General features: G+C 45.3%; 20 protein-coding genes. 11 read left to right on the forward strand and 9 right to left on the reverse strand.

Annotated features, from left to right (window positions below; translation table 11 throughout):
- Positions 1 to 8 precede the first annotated feature (8 nt).
- A complete protein-coding gene (locus tag DXD65_RS16090) occupies positions 9 to 1,457 on the forward strand; it encodes a PA14 domain-containing protein (RefSeq protein ID WP_009037898.1) in 1,449 nt (482 codons plus the stop codon).
- A gap of 1 nt (position 1,458) precedes the next feature.
- Here DXD65_RS16090 and DXD65_RS16095 read toward each other — a convergent pair whose 3' ends face one another.
- Together DXD65_RS16095 and DXD65_RS16100 are read right to left on the reverse strand one after the other, a co-directional pair.
- Entirely contained in the window at positions 1,459 to 2,631 is a 1,173-nt protein-coding gene (locus DXD65_RS16095; protein WP_005830046.1) for a xylose operon transcription regulator XylR, read from the reverse strand.
- Positions 2,632 to 2,698: 67 nt separating this feature from the next.
- On the reverse strand, positions 2,699 to 3,133 hold the full coding sequence (locus DXD65_RS16100; protein ID WP_005830048.1) for an acyl-CoA thioesterase: 435 nt from the start codon (positions 3,131 to 3,133) through the stop codon (positions 2,699 to 2,701).
- Positions 3,134 to 3,213: 80 nt separating this feature from the next.
- Between DXD65_RS16100 and DXD65_RS16105 the strand changes: the two genes are divergently transcribed.
- The 9 genes from DXD65_RS16105 to DXD65_RS16145 all read left to right on the forward strand — a co-directional run bounded on the left by DXD65_RS16105 (position 3,214) and on the right by DXD65_RS16145 (position 14,440).
- On the forward strand, positions 3,214 to 3,777 hold the full coding sequence (locus DXD65_RS16105) for an L-threonylcarbamoyladenylate synthase (RefSeq protein WP_005830050.1): 564 nt from the start codon (positions 3,214 to 3,216) through the stop codon (positions 3,775 to 3,777).
- A gap of 8 nt (positions 3,778 to 3,785) precedes the next feature.
- Positions 3,786 to 5,576 carry a chloride channel protein gene (locus tag DXD65_RS16110; protein WP_016273078.1) on the forward strand — a complete coding sequence of 597 codons (1,791 nt, stop codon included), beginning with the start codon at positions 3,786 to 3,788 and terminating at the stop codon, positions 5,574 to 5,576.
- A 173-nt stretch (positions 5,577 to 5,749) separates the two neighbouring features.
- Positions 5,750 to 6,721 carry a methionyl-tRNA formyltransferase gene (gene fmt / locus DXD65_RS16115; protein WP_117887788.1) on the forward strand — a complete coding sequence of 324 codons (972 nt, stop codon included), beginning with the start codon at positions 5,750 to 5,752 and terminating at the stop codon, positions 6,719 to 6,721.
- Between the two features lie 265 nt (positions 6,722 to 6,986).
- Positions 6,987 to 7,637, forward strand: coding sequence for a ribulose-phosphate 3-epimerase (gene rpe, locus DXD65_RS16120; protein ID WP_005830060.1), 651 nt, complete (start codon positions 6,987 to 6,989; stop codon positions 7,635 to 7,637).
- Positions 7,638 to 7,695: 58 nt separating this feature from the next.
- A complete protein-coding gene (locus tag DXD65_RS16125; protein WP_005830062.1) occupies positions 7,696 to 9,732 on the forward strand; it encodes a ComEC/Rec2 family competence protein in 2,037 nt (678 codons plus the stop codon).
- An 86-nt stretch (positions 9,733 to 9,818) separates the two neighbouring features.
- Complete coding sequence (locus DXD65_RS16130; protein WP_005830066.1) at positions 9,819 to 10,856, forward strand: DHH family phosphoesterase; 1,038 nt, start codon at positions 9,819 to 9,821, stop codon at positions 10,854 to 10,856.
- 103 nt (positions 10,857 to 10,959) lie between these two features.
- Positions 10,960 to 11,571, forward strand: a complete 612-nt coding sequence (locus DXD65_RS16135) for a DUF4827 domain-containing protein (RefSeq protein ID WP_005830068.1) — start codon at positions 10,960 to 10,962, stop codon at positions 11,569 to 11,571.
- 25 nt (positions 11,572 to 11,596) lie between these two features.
- Complete coding sequence (gene glmM / locus DXD65_RS16140) at positions 11,597 to 12,985, forward strand: phosphoglucosamine mutase (protein WP_005833310.1); 1,389 nt, start codon at positions 11,597 to 11,599, stop codon at positions 12,983 to 12,985.
- A gap of 99 nt (positions 12,986 to 13,084) precedes the next feature.
- A complete protein-coding gene (locus DXD65_RS16145; RefSeq protein WP_117887789.1) occupies positions 13,085 to 14,440 on the forward strand; it encodes an alanine/glycine:cation symporter family protein in 1,356 nt (451 codons plus the stop codon).
- A gap of 16 nt (positions 14,441 to 14,456) precedes the next feature.
- On the opposite strand, the gene DXD65_RS16150 is transcribed toward DXD65_RS16145, so the two are convergent.
- Positions 14,457 to 14,960: an NUDIX hydrolase gene (locus DXD65_RS16150; RefSeq protein ID WP_005830075.1), complete on the reverse strand. Its 504-nt coding sequence runs from the start codon at positions 14,958 to 14,960 to the stop codon at positions 14,457 to 14,459.
- Positions 14,961 to 14,965: 5 nt separating this feature from the next.
- On the reverse strand, positions 14,966 to 16,195 hold the full coding sequence (locus DXD65_RS16155; RefSeq protein WP_005830078.1) for an S-adenosylmethionine:tRNA ribosyltransferase-isomerase: 1,230 nt from the start codon (positions 16,193 to 16,195) through the stop codon (positions 14,966 to 14,968).
- 127 nt (positions 16,196 to 16,322) lie between these two features.
- On the opposite strand from DXD65_RS16155, the gene DXD65_RS16160 reads away from it, so the two are divergent.
- Positions 16,323 to 17,453 (forward strand): DUF2027 domain-containing protein, encoded by a 1,131-nt coding sequence (locus DXD65_RS16160; RefSeq protein WP_117887790.1) that lies wholly within the window; start codon positions 16,323 to 16,325, stop codon positions 17,451 to 17,453.
- Between the two features lie 59 nt (positions 17,454 to 17,512).
- Here the strand turns inward: DXD65_RS16160 and DXD65_RS16165 are convergent, their stop codons facing one another.
- Genes DXD65_RS16165 through DXD65_RS16185 form a run of 5 tightly spaced genes read right to left on the reverse strand, consistent with a single transcriptional unit; the run spans position 17,513 to position 23,944 of the window.
- The gene (locus tag DXD65_RS16165; RefSeq protein WP_005833302.1) at positions 17,513 to 18,991 is read right to left on the reverse strand and encodes a serine/threonine-protein kinase; all 1,479 of its coding nucleotides are present in this window, start codon (positions 18,989 to 18,991) and stop codon (positions 17,513 to 17,515) included.
- 16 nt (positions 18,992 to 19,007) lie between these two features.
- Positions 19,008 to 20,066 (reverse strand): PP2C family protein-serine/threonine phosphatase, encoded by a 1,059-nt coding sequence (locus DXD65_RS16170; RefSeq protein WP_044467752.1) that lies wholly within the window; start codon positions 20,064 to 20,066, stop codon positions 19,008 to 19,010.
- 8 nt (positions 20,067 to 20,074) lie between these two features.
- Complete coding sequence (locus tag DXD65_RS16175) at positions 20,075 to 21,817, reverse strand: FHA domain-containing protein (protein WP_005830088.1); 1,743 nt, start codon at positions 21,815 to 21,817, stop codon at positions 20,075 to 20,077.
- A 16-nt stretch (positions 21,818 to 21,833) separates the two neighbouring features.
- Positions 21,834 to 23,108 (reverse strand): FHA domain-containing serine/threonine-protein kinase, encoded by a 1,275-nt coding sequence (locus tag DXD65_RS16180; protein ID WP_117887791.1) that lies wholly within the window; start codon positions 23,106 to 23,108, stop codon positions 21,834 to 21,836.
- 11 nt (positions 23,109 to 23,119) lie between these two features.
- Positions 23,120 to 23,944 (reverse strand): double zinc ribbon domain-containing protein, encoded by an 825-nt coding sequence (locus tag DXD65_RS16185; RefSeq protein ID WP_005833295.1) that lies wholly within the window; start codon positions 23,942 to 23,944, stop codon positions 23,120 to 23,122.
- Positions 23,945 to 23,957 lie beyond the last annotated feature (13 nt).

A 23,957-nucleotide genomic window follows, 5' to 3' on the forward strand; every position in this document is an offset into this window, starting at 1 on the left:
AAGAAATTATGAAGAAAATAGTTGTTCTTTTAGTTGTACTGTTGGGCTGTATGCCGGTAACGGCTTTTGCGCAGAAGCAATTCTTTTTTAAGGATGGCAAGTTTGTAGTAGCACAGTTTACAGATTTGCACTGGATGCCGGGTTCTGCAAAGTGTGCCGAAACGGCAGCTACTATCCGTGCTGTCCTGGCAGCCGAACATCCGGACATTGCTATACTGAGTGGGGATGTGGTGACCGATGACCCTGCTATGGATGGATGGAAAAGTGTAGTGGATATTTTCAATGAAGCCAAGATGCCTTTTGTGGTGATGATGGGAAACCATGATGCAGAATACTTGACGCGCAATGAAATCTATGATTTCCTCTTGAAGTCTCCCTACTATGTGGGGGCAAAAGGCCCTGAAGATATTATGGGATGTGGTAATTGTGTGATTTCTATTTATAGTCCGGAGAAGAAGGACCAGGTAGAGGCATTGCTCTATTGCATGGATTCCAACGACTATCAGCCTAATAAAATCTATGGTGCTTACGACTGGATTCATTTCGACCAAATAGAATGGTACAGAAAGCAAAGTAAGCACTTTGCAGAGAAGAACGGTGGTAATCCCGTTCCTGCTTTGGCCTTTTTCCATATTCCGCTGATTGAATACAACGAAATCAGAGGTGACGGGAAAACTTATGGCAATGACAAAGAAGGTGGAGTTGCCTCTGCTAATATCAATTCCGGTATGTTTGCTTCCTTCCTTGACATGAGGGATGTAATGGGAGTATTTGTAGGACATGACCATGATAACGATTTTATAGGAATAGATAAAGGTATTGCATTGGGATACGGACGGGTGACCGGTGCGGATGCGTATGGAGAGTTGACGAGAGGAGCCCGTATCATTGAACTGTACGAAGACCAATTCAAATTTGACACATGGATTTCCACTCCTTCGGGAAGGGAGGCTGCCTACTATTACCCTTCAGGTCTGAATTCGGATGAGGAGCAGAGTATGGCTTATTTGCCGGCTACGGGAACTTCTCCCAAGAAGCAGGGCGTGGCATATACCTATTATGAAGGCAAATGTAAACGTGTTGCCGATATTGCCGCCTGCAATAAAGTGAAGGAAGGGGTGATGAAGAACTTCTCGATTGAAGAAGTAGCCGTCCCTGATCATTTTGCTTATGATTTCCGTACGTTGGTGAAAATTCCAGAAAGGGGAGTATACCGTTTCTATACTTTTTCCGATGATGGTTCTAAACTATACATAGACGGTAAATTGATTGTTGATAACGACGGTGGACACAGCGGACGCCGTGCCGAAGGGAAAGTCGCTCTCGAAGCAGGGTACCACGAGTTGCATCTGCTGTATTTCGAAGATTACATGGGCCAGGAATTGGAAGTCGGGTATTCGGGACGGAATGTTCTGGAAACCGTGTTACCTGATACCATGTTGTTTGTACCGGATTAAATCAGCGCTGGTAACTCTTTGTCTGGTACTCTTTCCGATATTCATTGGGGGAAACTTTCTTCAAAGCTTTGAATTGGCGGGACAAGTTCTTCAGATTGTTTATTCCGACTTGTTCCGCCACATCTGCAATCGGAGCATCACTGGCCAACAGCAATTGGGCAAAACGTTCCATCCTAAGGTTGAAGATGTATTTGTGGATGGATTGCTGAGTGACTTGCTTGAAACGAATCTCCAATAAACGGCGTGATAATGGTACTTGTTTCACTATATCCGATACGGTGATATCAGCCGCTATATTCTGATGGATATATTTCAGAGCGGTTTGGATATGGGCATCGGTGGTAGAATAGAAGTCGGTCGAAAGCCGGTTGATTATATTAACTGGTTGGAGCACTACGTCCTGATAAGTGGCCTCCTCATCATTCAATAGATGTTCTATGAGGGCAGCTGCCTCAAATCCGCCTCTTACAATGTTTTGGCTGATACTGGATAGGGGAGGGTCTGAAAGATTGCATATAATCTCATCATTGTCGACTCCTAATATTGCTATCTTGTCGGGCACTCTGATGTTGTTGACTTTACAGATTTCCGTAATGCGGTTACCTTGATTGTCATCGCAAGCCATGAGTGCCGTAGGTTGTGGCAATGACTTTAACCAGTTGAGCAGGGGCGGTGCTTCATAAAACCATAAGTCATCAAGGGATTGGTCCTGATAAGAATAGAAATTGTTTCCAAACCCTTGGGCTGCTATACATTCATAGAAACCCTCGCAACGTTCTTGTGACCATACCGTATCGCGATAACCATAGAATGCGAAGTTCTGAAAGCCTTTACTCAGAAAAAACTCTGCTGCCATTCTGCCGGTCTTGCGGTAATCGCCGGTGATGTTTGGAATATTGCTGAACCTTGATTTATAATCCTGGGCCAATGCGATAATTCCGTTTTCACGGAATAGCTCCACGTTGTCATCATTGTCAAATCTGCCGATGATTGCATCTGCATGCCATGTCTTTGCCCATTTCAAGACTCCTTCTATACCATGACTGTTTTTGTAGGAGGGTGGCATACGGCATACTACCCATGGCTCATGGCTTTTGGAATAGGCCAATACCCCCTTTAGCAGATTGTACGAAAAGGACTCTGTAAAATCGGTCAATAATATCAATCGAATCATAGCAGTTGACTAAATGTAACTGATTGTTACTTATACAAATGTTAGCTTAATTGACAAATATAGGATTTTATTTCTTTTTCTTCAAATCTTTTCCCTCATATTTGCAGATTGCTTCAATCCATTTTTCTTCCAGTGGCTTGGACTCGTGTTTGGCGAGGTCGAAGGCTACCATGACGGAGGTACATACGCATTTTACTTCTTGGGTTTCCGTATCAATGACCCGTTGGGCGAGGTGGAAGCTTTTGGTTCCTATCTCAGTGACGGCAGTTTGCACGGCGATATGGTCCGAACCATAAATCTGTGCGAGGAAGTTTGCTTCAATATGGACGACAACGATACCATCCTTTTCCCAATCTACATCCGGGCATACGGAAGCGAAATATTCCGTTTTTCCTAAATCATAAAAAGAGAAGTAAACAGTGTTGTTTACATGGCCGAATTTGTCGACGTCATTGAAGCGTAGTTGTATGGGCAGGGTGTGGTTAAATTGAATTTCTTCCATTGTTTTCTCTTAAACTTTGTTTATAATCGCTGCAAAAATACTATTTTTGCGTGTTAATCCGTGAACTTATATATCAAGAAATGATAGAAGACATCAAAAAAGCCTGCCAGGTAATGAGCGAGGGCGGGGTAATTCTGTATCCGACAGATACGATTTGGGGTATAGGTTGTGACGCTACCAATGAAGAAGCGGTGCGCCGTGTATATGAAATCAAGCAACGCTCTGACAGTAAGGCGATGCTGGTATTGGTAGATTCTCCGGTAAAGGTGGATTTCTATGTGCAGGATGTTCCGGAGGTTGCCTGGGATTTGATAGAACTGGCTGACAAGCCCCTTACCATAATTTATTCCGGAGCGCGTAATCTGGCTCCTAACTTGCTTGCCGAAGATGGTAGTGTAGGTATCCGTGTCACCAGTGAGGCATTTTCAAAACGGCTTTGTCAGCAGTTCCGCAAGGCGATAGTCTCTACTTCTGCCAATGTCAGCGGGCAACCGTCTCCCGGTAACTTCAGTGAAATAAGTGAAGACATCAAGTCTGCGGTGGATTATATAGTAGGATACCGCCAGGAGGAAACGGGACGCCCGAAACCGTCCAGTATCATCAAGTTGGGCAAGGGCGGAGTCATTAAGATTATTCGCGAATAAAAGGAAAAATGGCAGAGGACAAGAGGAGTTTGTTGCAGCGCTTCATCATATGGCGCGAAAAGAATATCAAGGAAAAGCGGTTCATACTGATTCTCAGTTTTCTTGTAGGTATCTTTACGGCATTCGCCGCACTGATACTGAAAGTCATCATACACTGGATACAGAACTTCCTGACGGATAATTTCAATGCGACGGAAGCCAACTACCTTTATCTGGTCTATCCGGTAGTGGGTATCTTCCTGACCGGATTGTTTGTCCGCTACGTGGTGAAGGACGACATCAGTCATGGTGTTACCAAAATCCTATACGCCATCTCGCGGCGGCAGGGACGCATCAAACGGCATAACACTTGGTCGTCCATCATAGCCAGTTCCATTACCATCGGTTTCGGTGGTTCGGTCGGGGCAGAGGCGCCTATTGTGCTGACGGGTTCGGCTATCGGTTCCAATCTGGGAACCATCTTCAAGATGGAGCATCGTACGCTGATGCTATTGGTGGGATGTGGTGCTGCCGGTGCGGTTGCAGGCATTTTCAAGGCGCCGATTGCCGGTCTGGTATTTACGCTGGAGGTACTGATGATAGATTTGACAATGTCCTCCTTGTTGCCGTTGCTGATATCTGCGGTGACGGCTGCAACTGTTTCCTATATCGTGACGGGTACGGATGCCATGTTCAAATTCCATCTGGACCAAGCTTTCGAACTGGAGCGTATTCCGTATGTCATTATGCTGGGTATCTTCTGCGGATTGGTTTCCCTTTATTTTACCCGGGCCATGAACTCTGTGGAAGGCGTGTTCGGAAGGTTGAGAACTCCCTATAAGAAACTGATAATGGGCGGTGCCATGCTGAGTATCCTGATATTCCTTTTCCCACCGTTGTATGGCGAAGGTTACGATACGATAGAATTGTTGCTGAATGGGATGAGCAATGCCGAATGGGACACGGTGATGAATAATTCCTTCTTCTACGGGCACGGCAATCTGTTGCTGATATACCTCATACTGATTATTCTGTTCAAGGTCTTTGCCTCGAGTGCCACGAATGGCGGGGGCGGTTGCGGCGGTATCTTCGCACCTTCGTTGTATCTGGGTTGTATTGCCGGTTTTGTCTTTTCACATTTCAGCAATGAAATAGAGATGACGGCTTATCTGCCCGAGAAGAACTTTGCCTTGATGGGAATGGCGGGGGTCATGAGTGGGGTCATGCACGCTCCGCTGACCGGCGTGTTCCTCATAGCCGAGCTTACGGGAGGATACGACCTGTTTCTGCCACTGATGATTGTTTCCGTCAGTTCTTATCTTACCATCATCATGTTCGAGCCTCATAGTATCTATTCCATGCGTTTGGCCAAGAAAGGAGAACTGTTGACGCACCATAAGGACAAGGCCATCCTTACCCTGATGAAGATGGAGAATGTGGTGGAAAAGGATTTTGTGACCGTGCATCCCGAAATGGATTTGGGCGAACTGGTAAAGGCCATTTCTGCCTCGCATCGCAATGTCTTTCCCGTGACGGATAAGGAAGGGGTGCTGATTGGCATTGTCTTGTTGGACGATATCCGGAACATTATGTTCCGCCAGGAGTTATATCATCGCTTTACGGTGGGAAAACTGATGACTTCGGCTCCGGCACGTCTGTATGATACGGACAGTATGGAGCAGGTGATGCGCACCTTTGATGATACGAAGGCGTGGAATCTGCCGGTGGTGGATGCGGAAAACAAATACTTGGGCTTCGTGTCCAAGTCGAAGATATTCAACTCGTACCGTGAAGTATTGGTACATTTTTCGGAAGACTGAGGACTTTTTGGTATTTACTATTTTACTATTTACAAGTTACTATTTGCCGTTCGGGGTGATGGGGCATTGTAAATCGCAAAGAAGATGCTTCGTACATTGTAAATGGTAAATTGTAAATGGGCAAATGAGCTGCCTCGCAAATGGTACATTGTAAATGGTAAACTGTAAATGAAATGGTGGAAAAGAAGAATTTGAGGATTGTATATATGGGTACTCCCGACTTTGCGGTGGAGGCTCTTCGTTGCCTGGTAGAAGGAGGCTACAATGTGGTGGGTGTCATTACGATGCCCGACAAGCCTGCCGGACGGGGACATAAACTCCAGTTTTCTCCGGTGAAGCAGTATGCACTGGAACATAATCTTCCGCTTCTTCAGCCGGAGAAGCTGAAGGATGAGGCTTTTGTGGAGGCGTTGCGTGCATGGAAGGCCGATTTGCAGATAGTCGTTGCTTTCCGCATGTTGCCGGAGGTGGTATGGAACATGCCGCGATTGGGCACCTTCAACCTGCATGCTTCCCTGCTTCCGCAGTATCGCGGCGCAGCCCCCATCAACTGGGCGGTGATTAATGGTGATACGGAAACGGGCATCACCACTTTCTTCCTGAAACATGAGATTGACACCGGTGAGGTTATCCAGCAGGTACGGGTACCCATTGCCGATACGGACAACGTGGGTATCGTCCACGACAAACTGATGCTGTTGGGCGGTCGCCTGGTGGTAGAAACCGTAGATGCCATTCTTGCCGGTACAGTGAAAAGTATTCCTCAAGAAGAAATGGCCGTCGTGGGTGAACTGCGTCCGGCACCGAAAATCTTCAAAGATACTTGTCGTATTGACTGGAACCGCCCGGTGAAGCGTATTTACGATTTTATACGCGGTCTTTCTCCCTATCCTGCCGCTTGGACGGAGCTGGTCCAACCCGGTGGAGAATCTGTTGTGGTAAAAATCTTCGAGACGGAGAAAATAGGGGAATCCCATCAACTGACTCCCGGAACCTTGCAGACAGACGGGAAGACCTATATCCGCGTTGCTGCCGAAGATGGCTTTGTCGGCATCTGCTCCCTCCAGCTTCCGGGCAAGAAGAGACTGAAAACGGATGAACTGTTGCGCGGCTTCTGGTTGACGGAAGGATACGTGATGAAATAACTGATTGTCATTCAGTGACTTCCTACTGCAAAACTACTGCACTCGTTTTGCAGCGTCACTGCAAACCACTTTGCAGTGTTGCTGCAACTAATATGCAGTGTGACTGCAACTGCTTTGCAGTAGCACTGCAACACGTTTGCAGTGACGCTGCAAAAGGTATGCAGTAAGTTTGCAGTGAGAGTTTTGACTTCCAATGTTAGGCTGAATTAAATCTTTTCTCTATATTTGTACATAACAAAGTTCGTAAACTTTAGAACATAACATTATGAAACCAATCATATCCCCTTCTATTCTCTCTGCCGATTTTGGTTATCTGGCACGAGACATTGAAATGATTAACGAAAGTGAGGCGGAGTGGGTACATATCGACATCATGGACGGTGTGTTTGTCCCTAATATTTCTTTCGGATTCCCGGTACTGAAGTATGTGGCAAAACTGTCGCAGAAGCCTTTGGATGTGCATCTGATGATTGTACAGCCGGAGAAGTTTATTCCGGAGGTGAAGGCTCTGGGAGCACATGTCATGAATGTGCATTACGAGGCTTGTCCGCATCTGCACCGCGTGGTGCAGCAAATTCGCGAAGCAGGGATGCAGCCGGCAGTAACGATTAATCCGGCAACTCCCGTGTCCTTGTTGAAGGATATTATTAATGATGTATACATGGTGCTGATAATGAGCGTAAATCCCGGCTTCGGCGGACAAAAGTTCATAGAGCATTCTCTTGATAAAGTGCGCGAATTGCGTGAATTGATTACGGTTACCGGTTCGCAGGCCTTGATAGAAGTGGACGGTGGCGTAAACTTGGAAACCGGTTCGCGTCTGGTAGAGGCTGGAGCAGATGTACTGGTGGCAGGCAATGCCGTTTTCTCGGCTCCCGACCCGAAAGAGGCCATCCGTGCATTAAGGAATCTGTAATCCGTCTTCTGGATTGATAATCGACAGCTGGCAACGGCATCCTTTCCTTCGACTGTTGATGCCGTTGGTAGTTGGTATTTTGTGTGGAGATGCGTTTCCACATGTGCTTTCTGCATGGGAGTATGTGGCAGGTTTTCTGCTTTTTCTTTTTATTATAGGTAGATACAAGCATACCGGATGGGTGTATGGAGCGGCGGTATACCTTTTCTTGGGTGGTACGGGGTTCTGCTTGATGAGTTGGCAGCAGGGAAAGACGGTATTTCCCTTTTCGGGCAAACCTGCTGTTTATAGGGTTTGTATCCGTGAGCATCCAGAAGAGAGGGAGCGCAGCATATTGTGCAGGGTTGCCCTGCTGGGAGAGGTGGAGCAGGATACAGTTACGGGTTGTCCCCGGAATCATCTTTTTCTGGCTTATTTCCCGAAAGATTCTGCTACGGTCACTTTGTGCCGTGGTGATGAGTTGCTGGTATCTACCCGGCTTGCTCCTCCGGCGAACAATGGTAATCCCGACGAGTTTGACTATGCTCGCTACCTGAGGCGGAAAGGTTATAGCGGCACGGCCTACGTGGCTGACGGACATTGGCGGAAGACGGGGCATGATGCCTCCCGCACTGTCAGCCAGGTGGCACTGGATTATAGGGAGAAAGTGATTGGCTTATACCGGAGTTTGGGTTTTGAAACTGATGAATTGGCGGTACTTGCTGCGTTGACAGTGGGGGATAAAGAGGAACTGAGTGATGATATTGTGGAGACCTACTCCGTCTCGGGAGCCAGCCATGTACTGGCACTTTCGGGATTGCATATAGGGTTTCTGTATGCTTTGCTCTTGTTTGTGCTTCGTCCTTTGTGGAGGCGATGGCGGCGGTTGAAACCTTTGTTGCTTTTGCTTCTGGTCCTTTTCTTGGTGAGTTTTGCTTTTTTCACGGGATTGTCTTCCTCGGTGGTGCGGTCGGTCATCATGTTCTCTTTGTTGGCGTTTGCCGGTTTGCAGCCGGAAAAGCCGCTGACTCTGAATACGCTGGCGGCAACTGCTTTCCTGATGCTGCTGTGCAAGCCGGTCTGGTTGTTTGATGTCGGTTTTCAGTTGTCATTCTCGGCGGTTGCAGCTATTGTACTTGTACAGCCTAAGTTATATGCCCTTTGGAAGGTTGACAATCGTTTCCTGCGATATTTGTGGGGACTTATGACAGTGTCTGTGGCGGCTCAGCTGGGTACGGCCCCTTTGGTCATTTTCTATTTCTCCCGTTTTTCCACTCATTTTCTGTTGACTAATCTTTGGGTAATTCCCATGGTGTCGCTCGTTCTGTATTCTGCTGTCTTTCTGTTGATGCTTACGCCGCTGCCTTTTGTACAACATCTGTTTGCAAGGGTAGTAGAGGCATTGGTACATGTCCAGAATGAAGTGCTCCGCTGGATAGAGCGTCTTCCCGGCGCTGCTGTCGATGATATTTGGTTGGATATATGGGGTGTTCTGCTCGTCTATCTGTTCTTGGGGATGGCATATTATGGCTTTCTACGCCTTACGGTACGTAGAGTCTGCTTTGCGTTGCTGGCATTGTTGGCAGTGGTTTCCTGGCATTCCCTTTCCATCATGTCCAATGCTTCCCGGCAGGGGATTGCTTTTTATAGCGTGAGAGGCTGTCCCGTTGTCCATTGTATGGCAGACAACCGTCATTCTTGGTTGGCATGTGCCGATAGCTTGCCGGATATGCCGTGTTTGTGCCGTGCCCTTTCTCCGCATTGGAACCGCCTGCGTCTGGAGACTCCCCGACTGGTTGCCGGAGATTATACCACTTCCGGCTTATCCATGCGCAACCAGATTGTCTCTTACGCCGGTAAGCGCATCTGTCTTCTTTCCGACAACCGTTGGAGAAACAAGAGCTCTTCCCATCCCCTTTCAGTTGATTATCTGTATGTCTCCAAGGGGTATCAAGGTGGGATAGAGGAACTTACTTCGCTCTTTTCCATGGGCATGGTGGTGCTTGACGCTTCTCTTTCAGACTATTATCAGAATAAGATTGCCAATGATTGCGTTCGCTTAGGTATTCCCTATCTTCTTCTTTCTCAAAAAGGTTCTTACCGCATATTGTTATAAATCACAAACTTTTCGTACTTTTGCCCCTTCAATTTGTTATAAACGCCAAATAGTAAATAGTCAATCGTCAAATAGTAAATAAAAATATGTTGACCAAAGTAATAGAACAATCCAAGATAGACCATTTCACCAAATGGTTTGACCGTGCAGACAAGATAGTAATCGTTTCGCATGTGGGTCCCGACGGGGACGCCATCGGCTCTTCTCTGGGCTTGTGGCACTTCTTCAGCTCGCAGGGAAAGACGGCGAATGTTATTGTGCCGAACGCCTTTCCCGACTTCTTGAAATGGATGCCCGGGAGCAAGGACGTCCTTCTGTACGACCGCTACAAGGAGTTCGCTGACAAGCTGATTGCCGAGGCGGATGTCATTTGCTGTCTGGACTTTAATGCTATCCATCGTATAGATGCCATGGGTGACGCTGTTCTTGCATCCCCGGCAAGAAAAATACTGATAGACCATCATCTCCATCCGGAGGATTTCTGCAAGATTATCATTTCCCATCCGGAGATATCTTCCACTTCGGAACTGGTTTTCCGCCTGATTTGCCGTATGGGCTATTTCAGTGACATTTCAAGGGAAGGAGCAGAGTGTATCTATACGGGTATGATGACGGATACCGGCGGGTTCACCTATAATTCCAATAATCGGGAAATCTATTTCATCATCAGCGAACTGTTGTCGAAAGGTATTGACAAGGACGAGATTTACCGTAAGGTGTTCAATACTTATTCAGAAAGCCGTTTGCGCCTAATGGGATATGTCTTGTCACAAATGAAGGTCTATCCGGACTATCATGCAGCCTTAATTTCTCTGACTAAAGCCGAACAAAGCCAGTTCGACTATGTGCGTGGAGATAGTGAGGGGTTTGTGAACATTCCTTTAAGCATCAAAGGGGTGATTTTCTCTTGCTTCCTGCGTGAAGATACGGAGAAGCCGATGATAAAGATTTCTTTACGTTCGGTCGGTACATTCCCCTGCAATCAGCTGGCTGCCGAGTTCTTTGGCGGCGGCGGTCATTTGAATGCTTCCGGCGGTGAATTTTATGGAACGATGGATGAGGCCCGCAAGGTCTTTGAGCAGGCTTTGGAGAAATACAAACCGCTGCTGAATGCCAAAGGATAAAAAAAGTTCAGTTGTAAAGGTTAAAAGTTACGAACTTTCTATCCGCAGCTTTCAACTTTCAAGGAAATCAGATACTTTTGTACGAAATTACTAAATAACAGAAATGAAGAAACTTACTTTATTCTTTTTTGCCTTACTTGCAGTTTGTTTAGCCTTCCAGGCATGCGATAATTCTAAAACTTATGCCGAAATGCTTGAGGAAGAAAAAGATGCCATCAAAGCATTTATCAAAGACAGTAGCATTGTCGTTATTTCTCAAAGTGAATTCTATGCGCAAGATTCGACAACGGATGTAAGCAGGAATGAGTATGTGCAGCTGGCAAGCGGGGTGTATATGCAGATTGTGGATAAAGGTTCGACGAATCCTGCAGATACAGTTAAACCGAATGATTTGATTTTGGTGCGCTTTGAAGAACAAGGGTTGATAGCTGTTGGAGGGGTGAAATCGTATATAACCAATATGAATAGTCCGACTGTTGTGGATGAGTTTAGATATTCTGTTACTTCTTCGTCTATTGCCGGACTTTTCACTCAAGGCTATATGCTTATATATCATGGTTCGTCTGTACCTGCTGGCTGGCTGGTTGCGTTGAATTATATTCGTAACGGAGCACATGTGAAGCTGATTGTTCCTTCCAAGATGGGACAGTCGGATGCTATGCGGGACGTTCATCCTTATTATTACGATTTACATAAACTCCAAATTTGGAACTAACCGATAAATTTTAAATCATTAACCTATGACTCTAATCAAATCTATTTCTGGAATCCGCGGAACAATTGGCGGTGGTGCTGGCGAGGGATTGAATCCGCTCGACATTGTGAAGTTCACTTCAGCTTATGCTACCCTGATTCGTAAGACGTGTACTGTAAAAAGTAACAAAATCGTGGTAGGGCGTGATGCCCGCATCTCTGGCGAGATGGTCAAGAACGTAGTAGTCGGTACCTTGATGGGTATGGGCTGGGATGTAGTGGACATTGATTTGGCTTCTACTCCGACTACCGAGCTGGCTGTAACCATGGAAGGTGCCAGTGGAGGTATTATTCTGACTGCCTCACACAATCCCAAGCAGTGGAATGCGTTGAAACTGCTGAATGAAAAGGGCGAATTTCTGAACGCTGCCGAAGGCCAGGAAGTACTCCGCATTGCCGCCGCCGAAGAATTCGACTATGCCGAAGTGGACCAACTCGGCTCGTACCGTCAGGATTTAAGCTACAACCAGAAACATATCGACAGCGTATTGGCACTTGACCTCGTAGATGTGGAAGCTATCCGAAAGGCAAACTTCCGTGTAGCCATCGATTGTGTAAACTCTGTAGGTGGTATTATTCTGCCGCAACTACTTGAGCAGCTTGGTGTTCAGCACGTAGAGAAGCTCTATTGCGAACCGACCGGTAACTTCCAGCATAATCCCGAGCCTTTGGAAAAGAACTTGGGTGACATCATGAACCTGATGAAAGGGGGGAAGGCAGATGTTGCATTTGTTGTAGACCCTGATGTAGACCGCCTGGCAATGATTTGCGAAGACGGCAAGATGTACGGTGAAGAATATACGCTGGTTACTGTTGCCGACTACGTATTGAAACATACTCCGGGCAATACGGTATCCAATTTGAGTTCGACCCGTGCCTTGCGCGATGTAACCCGCAAGTATGGGCAAGAATATTACGCTTCTGCCGTAGGTGAAGTGAATGTAACTACCAAAATGAAGGAAGTAGGTGCCGTTATCGGTGGCGAAGGAAACGGTGGGGTAATCTATCCGGCCAGCCACTATGGACGTGATGCCTTGGTAGGTATTGCCTTGTTCTTGAGCCATCTGGCACACGAAGGTAAGAAGGTGAGCGAACTCCGTGCATCCTATCCTGCATACTTCATGGCAAAGAATCGTGTAGACTTGACTCCTGAAACAGATGTAGATGCTATTCTTGCCAAGGTGAAGGAGCTGTATAAGAATGAAGAAATCAATGATATAGACGGTGTGAAGATTGACTTCCCCGACAAATGGGTTCATCTGCGTAAGAGCAATACGGAACCGATTATCCGTGTCTATAGTGAGGCTGCCACACCGGAGGCTGCCGAGGAAATCGGCCAGCAGATTATGAAGGTGATTGAAGACCTGGCTAAATAAGGCCGAACGAAATGTTATAATGAATGTCCCACTTTCCCGTGAAAGAGAAGTGGGACTTTTTTTAAACCTTCCCATGAACTCCTCCATCAAACTACTACTATGAATGGTATTTTAGATTCTATAGGCTCAGCAATAACCATTGTCAGTGACTTTGTCTGCGGGTATCCCTTATTTATCCTTCTGATAGGGGGAGGACTTTTCTTGTTCTTTTATTCCGGAGCTGTGTCCCTCTGCCGCATCGGATATTCGATAAAGGCCTTGCGCTATAAATCGGAAGTGGCGGGCGAAGGACAAATCAGTTCTTTCCAGGCCTTGATGAGCGCCATAGCGTCAACAGTGGGTATGGGGAATATTGCGGGGGTGGCTATCGCTATTACAGTAGGAGGTCCCGGAGCCATTTTCTGGATGTGGGTAAGTGCCGTTGTGGGTATGTCCACCAAATTCTTTGAAGGGGCTCTTGCCATTATGTACAAAGGACACGATTCTGCCGGAGAACCGCAAGGGGGGACGATGTATATCATTCTTCATGGGTTGGGCGAACGCTGGAAACCGTTTGCTTATTTCTTTGCGGTGGTGGGGTTGATAGGTACGTTGTGTGTAATGCAAGCCAATCAGTTGGTCGAGTCTGTCACTACGGTATTTACTACTCCGGCAGGAATAGAGAATACACTCGGTCTGCGTTTTGTGATGGGTATTGTCATTAGCCTGGTGGTAGGGGCAGTCATTATCGGTGGCATCCGGCGCATTTCGGTTATCTCGGCTAAAATAGTGCCGATGATGGTTACTTGCTATATGCTGCTTGTCTTCGTTGTTCTTTGTTTGAATTTTGATAAGTTGCCGGGAGTGTTGGCTTCCATTTTCCAGTCTGCCTTCAGCCTGGAAGCCGGTATCGGTGGAATTTTGGGAACTGCACTGACTGGTGCCCGCCGTGCTGCCTACGTCAATGAAGCAGGTGTAGGTACGGCCTCTATGATGCATGGCGCCTCCCGTAATGACAATCCCATTCGTGAGGGGCTGGTAGCCATGATTGGACCGGCCATCGACTCGGGGCTTGTTTGTACATTGACGGCCTTCCCTATTCTTATAGCTGGAAACTATGCGTCGGAAGGAGGCATAAAAGGCCTTTATATTGCTTTGAATTCTTTTGAGCAGCTCCTTCCCGGCTATGGGCATTATCTGTTGATGGTGATGGTCTTTTTCTTTGCCTTTTCTACCATGTTCTCTTATTCGTATTATGGACTGAAGTGCACCAACTTCTTGTTTGGTGCGGAGAATGCCAAGTATTATAACTACTTCTATTTGGTGATGATTGTTGTGGCTGCCATGATTCCGTTGGGAGCAGTGGTTGCCATCATGGATTTGGCTTTTGCCTTGATGGCATTGCCTACGATGACGTCACTGCTGTTACTTGCTCCACGGGTCAGGAGAAAGATGAAGGAATATTTTGCGAACTGATAGAAAGCAGCTTCCACTACAAGTTGATGACCTTTCCTATCTCTCCTTCAAAATTCGGGGTGAATACACCTTTGCCGATATTTGCCTTGATTTCATCGGGGCTCCAAAAACGTCCTCCGTCCAGCTCGTCACTGGGATGTATTTCACCGTCGTAGACAGTTTTGTGTACGAAGACCAGTTCCTTTTCGCGGGCAGACTCGAAGACGTAATGCATGACGGTTTCGGGAATAAAGTCGGTAATGCCGAGCTCTTCGCGTACTTCGCGTTTTAGCGCCATCTCTACACTTTCACCTAAATCGACGTGTCCGCCTACGGAGGTGTCCCACTTCCCCGGTTGTATGTCTTTCCATTCGGGACGTTTCTGTAGATACAACTCACCTTTGGAATTGAATACATGAAGATGGATTACCGGATGAAGCAGTTTGCTACCGTTATGGCATTCGCCACGGGTGGCGGCACCTGTGATGTTGCCTTGTTCGTCGACAAGGGGGAACATCTCTTGATTGTTATCGTGGTTCATTGTGCTTAGGGTATTAATAATGATGAATCTCCATAGCTCAGGAAGCGGAAATCATGTGCCAGTGCATAGTTGTAAATCTTCGGCCAATCACCGTGTACGAAAGCTGATACGAGCAGCAGCAAGGTACTTTGCGGTTGGTGGAAATTAGTCACCATAGCCTTCACGATTTTGTATTCATATCCCGGAGCGATAATGATTTGAGTGCTGGTATGCAGAGCCTCCATGCTATGTCTGTCCAGATAGGCAGCAATGGCTTGCAGGGCTTCTACTGCAGAGGTGGCGGTGGCCTTGGCAGACATTTCATAAGGTTGCCATTGGTGGACGTGCAAGTCTTCCTCTGTGGCTTCTGGATTATTCAGTAAAGTGACTCCGATGTGATAAAGGCTTTCCAATGTGCGCACTGAAGTTGTTCCTACGGCCACTGCCTTGCCGCCGTGTACTATGAGTTTTTCCAATGTGTTGCGCGAGACAGAGATGTATTCCGTATGCATTTCGTGCCCTTCTATTTCTTCACTTTTCACCGGTTTGAAGGTTCCGGCTCCCACATGGAGTGTCAGCTCTTCCAATTCTACTCCTTTATTGCGCAATGCGTCCAATACGCGTGGGGTGAAATGCAGTCCCGCTGTAGGGGCAGCCACCGAACCTTTGATTTTGGAGTAGACAGTCTGGTAAGTCTCCTTGTCACTTTCCTGGGTCTCCCGGTTCAAGTAGGGGGGGATGGGCAATTCACCGAAGACCTCGAGAATGTCGGCAAAAGTCACTTCCGGATTATTCCAGCGGAAGTTTATCCAATGGCTGGTTCCGTGGCATTCACCCCGTTCGGCGGTCAGGGTGAGTGACTTGCCTTTCACGGTCATCTCACGTCTCAGCATGCCTTCCTTCCATTTTTTCAGGTTGCCGACCATGCAGAGCCAGGCGGCATGCTCGGTTTGCTGGAAGTTGAGGGCGTAGTCGTTCGGCTGTATGGGTTCCAGGCAGAATACTTCAATCAGTGCTCCCGTTTCTTTCCGGAAATGCAGGCGTGCTTGGATGACTTTGGTATTGTTGAATATCATCAGGCTTCCCGATGGCAGATACTCCGGCAGTGAAGTGAATCTGTCTTCTGAAACTTCTCCGTGGCGATACAATAACAGTTTGGACTGGTCACGTACGGACAATGGGAACTTTGCAATGCGTTCGTCCGGCAACGGGTAGTTGAATTCGCTGATTCTGATATGTCTGGGGTCTTCTTTCATGATGGCTTTCTCTTTATTATATCGGCTGCAAAGGTACGGATATTTGGGAAGATTTGAAGAATAAGGGAAATAATTCCTAACTTTGCAGGAAGAAAGTAGGAAAAGACAAACTAAAAGATAAGTTACTATGAAGATAGGAGATAAAGTTCGTTTCCTCAGCGAAGTTGGGGGCGGTGTTGTGACAGGATTTCAAGGGAAAAACATCGTGTTGGTGGAAGATGCCGACGGTTTTGACATACCGATGCCCATAAACGAATGTGTGGTGATAGAGACCGATGATTATAATATCCCCACTCCGGCAGCCAAAGCGGCTGCCAAGAAGAAGCGGGAAGAAGAGCAACAATTGCGCACGGCCGCTACTGTGGCAAGGCCGTCTGCTATGGAGTCTCAGGTTTCGGAGCCTCAATCGGTCCGTTTGGAGAAACCGCAGATATCTGTTTATCGTCAGCCCGAGATGAAAGGCGGAGATATCCTGAATGTTTTTCTGGCTTTTGTTCCGGAGGATATCAAGGCTGTCAGCACTACACCTTTCGAGACATATTTGGTGAACGATAGTAATTATTATATGTATTATACCTATTCGAGTGCCGAAGGAAAGTCCTGGACAGCCTGTTCGCATGGTTTGATAGAGCCGAATACGAAACTTCTGCTGGAGGAGTTCGAAAAGTCCGAGTTGAACGACCGTGAACGTGTGATGGTACAGCTGGTGGCATTCAAAGATAACCGTGCGTTCACAATGAAACCGGCTGTCAGTGTGGAAGTCCGCATAGATATGGTAAAGTTCTATAAACTGCATACATTCCAGCAGACGGTTTTCTTTGAAACACCGGCCTTGGTGTATGATATTGTCCGGAATGACCAGCCTGTCAAGCAGGTGTATGTTTCGGCAGAGGAACTGAAGGAGGCTTTGATACAGAAAAAAACGGCAGATACTCCGTTCAAACCGCAGACGGTCATCAAGCGTGGCGGCAAGAATGGGATTGTCGAGATTGACCTGCATATCGGCGAGTTGCTGGATGACACCTGCGGTATGAGCAACAGCGAAATATTGAATTACCAGCTGGATAAGTTTCGTGAAGTGATGGAACAATACAAAAAAAGGCGCGAACAACGCATCGTCTTTATTCACGGCAAGGGAGATGGAGTGCTGCGTAAAGCCTTGCTGGACGAGCTGAAACGTAAATATCCTGACTGCCGCCATCAGGATGCTTCGTTCCAGGAGTATGGATTTGGGGCGACGATGGTGACGATTAAATAAAATCAAGTATTTGAATAGTGAATAGGGCAGTTCAAACGTTGGAATGCCCTATTCATTATTTATAGTCTGACATTGACTCTTGTATTTTTTCTTATGTGTATTTCTTGAGTGGAAGGATTGGACTGCATCATTTCTGATTCTATTTGCTGGATTGCTCTTTTGGCTTTGTGTACAAACCTGCCTTTGGGATATTTTCGCAAATATTCTTCGTAATCTGCTACCGACTGGCAACTATAGAAGAGGCGTTCTTCATTTTCTCTTCTGACTTCTCTTATATCAGTAATGGGAAGAACTGGCTGTGAAGAAGGTTGTGGATGTGGGTGGACAATCTGTTTTTTAGGTTCCTCTTGGAACTGTTCAAGTTTTGCAGTATCCGTTTTTACCGAGTCCATAACGATGTTTTCTTCTCTATTTATTGGGGAGATTGGATTTACCTTGTTTCCCAAAAATTGTTTTATAAAGTTTGCATGAGATGAGGAGGGGTATTCTTTTAGAAAATCTCTGTAGTCTTCTTCTGTACGGCATGCAGCGTACTTGCGCTCTTCTTCAAGGTGTCTAAAGTATATGGAACCTCCTTTGACAAGCAATAGAATCAATACTATACCAAGGCCGGTCCATCCTGCTATGCGTTTATGCATGTTCGAAGGACAGAACTTTTCTTTAAGGCGTGGTGATGTTGTTTTAGGAAAAAGTGGAGCAATAGGCTTCAGCTGTACTGAAGGAGAGTCTGTCTTTGTTTGTTTTAGTATGGAGCAAGCAAACTCATAGGCTTGTTGGGCTGTGGGGCGGTCCCAAGTGTTGAGGGCAAGGCATGCGTGAACAAACTGGGACAATTGGGAAGAATATTTCTCATCTAATGCTGGAATATGTGCACCATTCAGTTGGACACAACCTCCCATACCTTCCCATAATACAAGACCAGTGGATAATTCATAAACACTCATCCCTAAAGACCATATATCGCTGGTAGCCACAATCAGTGGTTTCTCTGCAAAACGTTCTGGTCCCATATAGGCAAGTGTTCCGGAACTTTCTACTTTGTTGATACTTTTACGAAAAGTATGCTCCAGTTTACGGCTGATGCCAAAATCTGAGATGATGAATTTGTCATCATCCCCTATCAAAATATTATCGGGTTTTATATCTTGATGAATGATAGGAGGATTCTGATTATGAAGAAACATCAATCCGCATGATACATCGCGTATGAAGCGCCAGATTTGCTTTTCAGACATTTTGCCTTTCAAGCTCGCTGAGGACCCTTTGGGACAGTAAGGCATTACCAAAAAAGGGCACTGTCCAAAAACATCAAAATGATTAAGGTGCAGTAGATTGGGATGGTGTAATTTGTAGGCAAGTTTGAATTCTTCCCGGAAATCTTTTATGCCGTTGTCATCCAACAGTCCGTACAACTTTATGGCAACGTCTACATCTGCCAATATATTTCGGGCAAGCCAGACTTCACCAAAGCTTCCGACTCCTAATAGTTTCTTCAGCTGATAGTGTTCAGCAAATATATCACCATTTTTCAGTTGCATAGTTTCACAATAGTAATCAATCTGTTAGGGTAGTGTTAGTAGTGTCTGTCTCTGTAACTAGAACCGTATCTGCCTGATATAGTATCGTTTTCCATTTTGCATATTGCTGTGGATTTCTATATAAATAGAAGCCTGCCGCTAAAGCCAGTACCAGGAGTAACAGAAGAATTTTCCGGATTTTGTGGTGGTTGGGTTTGCTGAACACTGTATTATTCAACTTTACTTTGGGCTCGGTATCCTGTAGCATGATGTGGCATAGCACAATCGTAATATTGTCATATCCACCTGCTTCAAGAGCAGCTTCTATCAACCTATCCTTGCATGTCATTAAATCATCCTGGTTCTCTTCTATAATTTGCATTATCTCTTCGTCGTGGCATAAACCACATAACCCATCACTACACAGTAGGAGAGTATCGCCATCCTTTAAATTATAGGAACGGAAATCGGGATTGGAACGATTGGTCGGGTCTCCCAAACAGCGGGTAATGATATTACTGTAAGGATGGTCAAACGCATTTTCAGGATCTAGTTTTCCCTGATCTACTAAATCTTGTACATAGGAATGGTCTTTAGATAAACGGCAAAAACCTGAATTGCCATTGAATACATAACAACGACTGTCGCCACACCAACAGATATAGGCTTTATCGTTCAATATCCAAGCAATGACAATAGTAGTACCCATTCCCTGGGTACTACTATCTTCTTTACTTGCATTGACAATATTTAAATCAGCGGTTTTGACAGTTCTGCTCAGAAATTCTTCAACGGCTTCTTCTGAGGTAACAATGCCTTCCTGCGTAACGATATCTCCTAAATTCTCGGGGGTGAATGCATTTTGCACCGTCTCAATGGCTATGGCAGAAGCAACTTCTCCGGCATTGGTGCCGCCCATTCCGTCGGCCACTACCAATATGCTGCCATACCGTCCTAAAGAAATGGGTTCTATCGATTGGGGGATAATCCACTCTGATTGGCATAAATCACGATTGACAACAAAATTGTCTTCGTTGTTTTTCCTGACTAAACCAACATTGGTACCTGCCGCTAATTTAATGCTTATCTCGGACATGTTTAATTTTAATGTATTAAATTTCTGATTGGTACTAAACGATCCTTACCCTCTATGCTTCCTACCATGAAACCCACTACTTTGTAAGAACCATTTTCTAGAAGGAATGCTGGAGAACCATAATAACCGGGCTCTGCCACACGATTCTGTAATATGGTAGTCTCATATTTTGTGTCGGCTATATTGGTATGGTCATTGAAATGAGCCGGAGTAAGATTATGAATATCAGCATAACCTGCATAGCCCACCATTTGAACTTCTGTACCTCCACTCATGTTGTCTGCGGCGGTAATGTCGTAAGGCAATCCCTCACCATAAACGCCTTTTCCTCTAATGTATGCCCAACTGTTGGCAGCAGGGGTAACAATGCTGACACTGATATATTTCCTACGTGTATAGGTCAATTTTATCCCATGTTCCCTTAGTTGTACCCTGATGGATTTATCTACTTCTATTTCGGTCACTTGTACATCATTTCGTCCGTCTTTGGCAAAATCGCTACTGGTAAATGTCAGAGGCTTTCCAGTTCCTTTGGTACTGTATGCACGGTAATGGATAATGATATTACATCCTGCTCCTTTGTATACAGCCAATAGTTTACGCCATGGGTCTTTCCACTCTGTGTTGGAGTATATCCATGGCTCGACATTCTGCCTGTCTGTTACAAACATTCCGTTTGATAGCATGAAGCCAGTTCCGCAGATTATATCTGAAACTTGTATGCCCGGATCAAACTTTGTTCCATTATATTCGATTTCAATACGGTCGACTTTAATTGTATAGATATAATCATAATAATCTTTCAAATCTCCTGAAGCATTACTGTCTTGTTCATCTGCTATATCAGGGTCTTCATAATATTGGTCTTTGGAGAGTCTGGTGCCTTCTTGTATATTTGCGTTAATGGCATTGCTTGAATTCTCAATGCTTTTAGTGCTTATGCTGTTTGAAAGATTGTCCAAGTCTGATTTGACCTTATAGAAACTTGCATTGACATTCTTTAATTGACTATTAACGTTGTCCAACTGTGTTTTTAAGGCCTCTGCATTACCGTCACTGTTTCGTAATTTGGTCTCTAACTCCCGTTGCTGTGCTTCTAGAGATGCTCTTTCGGTCCCCAGTGAATCCAATTGGTTTTGGTATCCTTTCAGTTGAAGTTCTTGTTCTTCTGTCTTCTGTGCCAACAAATCATTTTTTACACCTAAACTGTAGTTCCAGGCAGCCAATCCTGCCACCGCCAGTACGAAAACAATTCCCATGATTGTTAATGCGGTCTTGTAGGGGCGTAAGGCTTGTTTGCGGAAAAGGCTCATTCTCTCAGTCAATCCAATGCTGGAAGTTAATGCTTGGCGACCTTGTGGAACAATGAATCCCAAGCGTGGTCCGCCAACGGATAATTGTATTTCATCTCCTGTTTGTAAATAGTAGGACCCATTTATAGGATGTCCGTTGACCAATGTCGGATTGGAGTGTGAAAGGTGGATAAGTTTCCAGTTTTCACCGTCGCGTACAATTGCAGCATGTTTGCGGCTAACTGTTTCGAAACTTTCATCAAAGCGTACTTGGCAGGAAGCGTCTCTACCTAATTCTACTTGGTCGACAATGATTTTTTGGGATTCTCCCGCTTGATGATACTTTGAAGAGGTCTTGTGCTCCAAAATAAAGTAAGTTCTACCGGAAGCACCCATTAATGCCCCCATACCAGCCCCTACTGAGCCGGCTAAGGTACGTTTGTAATTTTGTGTATCCATACTACTTGATATATAATTAATAGTTTTCAAATCTCATTTTTACATCTCCAATGGAGATGATATCTCCAATTTTCAGTATATGCCCTTGTTTGGTGACTTGGGTGGAATTGACATAAGTCCCATTACTGGACTCCTGCCACAACTTTAACTCCTGCTGCCATTGCCCGTCCCGAATAATCCATTTATCAGTGGCGGGATTTGTTTCTATTGTGCAATGATGGCGTGATATATAGGCACTTTGCTGTTCCGTTATATGTAGCAGATTGTCGCGTTCTCTCCCGATAGTAAGGATTCTATTGCCATATTTTATAAGTTCACTTAATTGATATATTTTTCCGTACTCTTCACCTTGCATAATACGTATACAGAAACCATTGACTGTTTGTGGTGGACAATATCCTCTTTCCATAGGGACTTGGCTTATTGCTGGCAGGTGTTCCAATACCTCTTGCACAGACTGGAAACGTTTTTTGAAATCTGGATTAAGACATCCTGCAAAGAGTTGCTGCCACTGCTCTCTATGTTTCAACTGTGTCAATTTCTGCCGGTTCCAATCTCCATTTTTCCCACGTTTCTGGTATAGTGCCAATTCATTATGACTGCTCAATTCGCCAAAGGGCAAACTGCCAGTCAATAATTGAAAGGCTAATACTCCAAAAGAAAAAATGTCCGTAGTGGGTAGGACAGTGGCCTCACCTCGCATGCGGTTCACTTGTTCTGGCGGCATATATGCATAAGTCCCGAAGATTTGGTTGGGTTTACCAAAAATATTGCGTTCAGTCATACGTTTGTTTCTATCCCCTGCTATACCGAAATCTGTCAACGCAGCAATTCCGTTACTCTTGAAAAGGACATTCTCCGGCTTTAGGTCACGGTGAACCTTGCCTCTGGTATGCAAAGCATGTAAACCTATTAGAATTTGTTGGCAAATTAGAGTAATCTTACTGCTTCCAGAACCTAAATAAGGTGTTAAATCTCCTCCGGAACAGTATTCCATTACAATATAAGGGTTGCCTCCAACTGTACCGTAGTCCAATGAACGCACTAAATAGTCACAATCAATTTGCCCAGTTTTGAATTCCATCTCGAAACGTTCCATTAATGGTTTACGTATTTCAGGAGGAACTTCCCATAATCTCAGTAGTTTAAGCGCATAATCTTTGCTTGCGCTGTCCGTAACCCGATATACTTTACCGAATGAACCTTCGCCTAATGTTTGGGAAACCCTATAACGGTTATTGATATATTCCCCTACATTATAATCACATCTGTCGACAGTCCGGTTATTCACAAGAGTTATATTTAGTCACATTCAAACTTGAATCTTCGGTCGCCTAGTACAATGATATCATCCGGTATGATTTCTATTTTTCTGTTTACCTGGATATAGGTCGTTTGGAGCATACTTCGGTCAAGCAGATACCAATGACCATCATCGAAAACTATTTCAGCTTGTTCCTTTGAGGTGATTGTACGATTAGACATTTCTGTATTTTCCCGGTTCAAGATGATGGAGTTCCCTTCATATTCAAATCTTTTCGGAAGAATGTTCTCTTCTTCTTCCGGTATAATTGTTAATGAACAGTGAGGTTTGGTTTCCGGTTCTGTCTCTGTGATGTTCTTTATTTGTCGGCGTATGGTTGGCCGATGTACGCGGACACCGCAGTTCGGGCAAAAAGAGCAGGTTATTGCTATCTTACTTCCACATTCATGACAGAGCATTTTCTCTTCAGAAACGGAAGATGCTTCCTCTTCTACTCTTATTGTTTTGTATTCATTGTTTGTTGATATGTTTGCCTTTTTTAATGGAGTTCCGCAGCAAGGGCAACTTGTGAAATCTCCTACTACCGGGTAATTGCAATTGGGACATTCTATAATTGGCTGTACAACAGTAGAATGATTCTCTTCTTCATTTGTTGTGGAAAACACTACAGTTTTTCTGCATTTTTCTTCATTAGAGCTGACATTCAATACTGTCGGTTTGGGTATAGCTTCTCCATGACCTTCTTTTGAAATAAAAATGTCCTGACTGTTGGCATAATTCTCCGGCATTCGCAAAGGTTGCCCGCATTTCAGGCATACTGTTGTGTTGGAATGGTTGTCCCAACCGCAATTCATACATCTCATAAGATTTTACTTT

Origin of the sequence: Bacteroides sp. 4_1_36 (assembly GCF_003466325.1) — a bacterium.
Lineage (GTDB): Bacteria > Bacteroidota > Bacteroidia > Bacteroidales > Bacteroidaceae > Bacteroides > Bacteroides uniformis.

Bases quoted from the DNA above. Each gene is read 5' to 3' on its own strand.
- DXD65_RS16090 (WP_009037898.1), top strand. From the start codon at position 9: ATGAAGAAAATAGTTGTTCTTTTAGTTGTACTGTTGGGCTGTATGCCG.
- DXD65_RS16095 (WP_005830046.1), bottom strand. From the start codon at position 2,631: ATGATTCGATTGATATTATTGACCGATTTTACAGAGTCCTTTTCGTAC.
- DXD65_RS16100 (WP_005830048.1), bottom strand. From the start codon at position 3,133: ATGGAAGAAATTCAATTTAACCACACCCTGCCCATACAACTACGCTTC.
- DXD65_RS16105 (WP_005830050.1), top strand. From the start codon at position 3,214: ATGATAGAAGACATCAAAAAAGCCTGCCAGGTAATGAGCGAGGGCGGG.
- DXD65_RS16110 (WP_016273078.1), top strand. From the start codon at position 3,786: ATGGCAGAGGACAAGAGGAGTTTGTTGCAGCGCTTCATCATATGGCGC.
- fmt (WP_117887788.1), top strand. From the start codon at position 5,750: ATGGTGGAAAAGAAGAATTTGAGGATTGTATATATGGGTACTCCCGAC.
- rpe (WP_005830060.1), top strand. From the start codon at position 6,987: ATGAAACCAATCATATCCCCTTCTATTCTCTCTGCCGATTTTGGTTAT.
- DXD65_RS16125 (WP_005830062.1), top strand. From the start codon at position 7,696: ATGCCGTTGGTAGTTGGTATTTTGTGTGGAGATGCGTTTCCACATGTG.
- DXD65_RS16130 (WP_005830066.1), top strand. From the start codon at position 9,819: ATGTTGACCAAAGTAATAGAACAATCCAAGATAGACCATTTCACCAAA.
- DXD65_RS16135 (WP_005830068.1), top strand. From the start codon at position 10,960: ATGAAGAAACTTACTTTATTCTTTTTTGCCTTACTTGCAGTTTGTTTA.
- glmM (WP_005833310.1), top strand. From the start codon at position 11,597: ATGACTCTAATCAAATCTATTTCTGGAATCCGCGGAACAATTGGCGGT.
- DXD65_RS16145 (WP_117887789.1), top strand. From the start codon at position 13,085: ATGAATGGTATTTTAGATTCTATAGGCTCAGCAATAACCATTGTCAGT.
- DXD65_RS16150 (WP_005830075.1), bottom strand. From the start codon at position 14,960: ATGAACCACGATAACAATCAAGAGATGTTCCCCCTTGTCGACGAACAA.
- DXD65_RS16155 (WP_005830078.1), bottom strand. From the start codon at position 16,195: ATGAAAGAAGACCCCAGACATATCAGAATCAGCGAATTCAACTACCCG.
- DXD65_RS16160 (WP_117887790.1), top strand. From the start codon at position 16,323: ATGAAGATAGGAGATAAAGTTCGTTTCCTCAGCGAAGTTGGGGGCGGT.
- DXD65_RS16165 (WP_005833302.1), bottom strand. From the start codon at position 18,991: ATGCAACTGAAAAATGGTGATATATTTGCTGAACACTATCAGCTGAAG.
- DXD65_RS16170 (WP_044467752.1), bottom strand. From the start codon at position 20,066: ATGTCCGAGATAAGCATTAAATTAGCGGCAGGTACCAATGTTGGTTTA.
- DXD65_RS16175 (WP_005830088.1), bottom strand. From the start codon at position 21,817: ATGGATACACAAAATTACAAACGTACCTTAGCCGGCTCAGTAGGGGCT.
- DXD65_RS16185 (WP_005833295.1), bottom strand. From the start codon at position 23,944: ATGAGATGTATGAATTGCGGTTGGGACAACCATTCCAACACAACAGTA.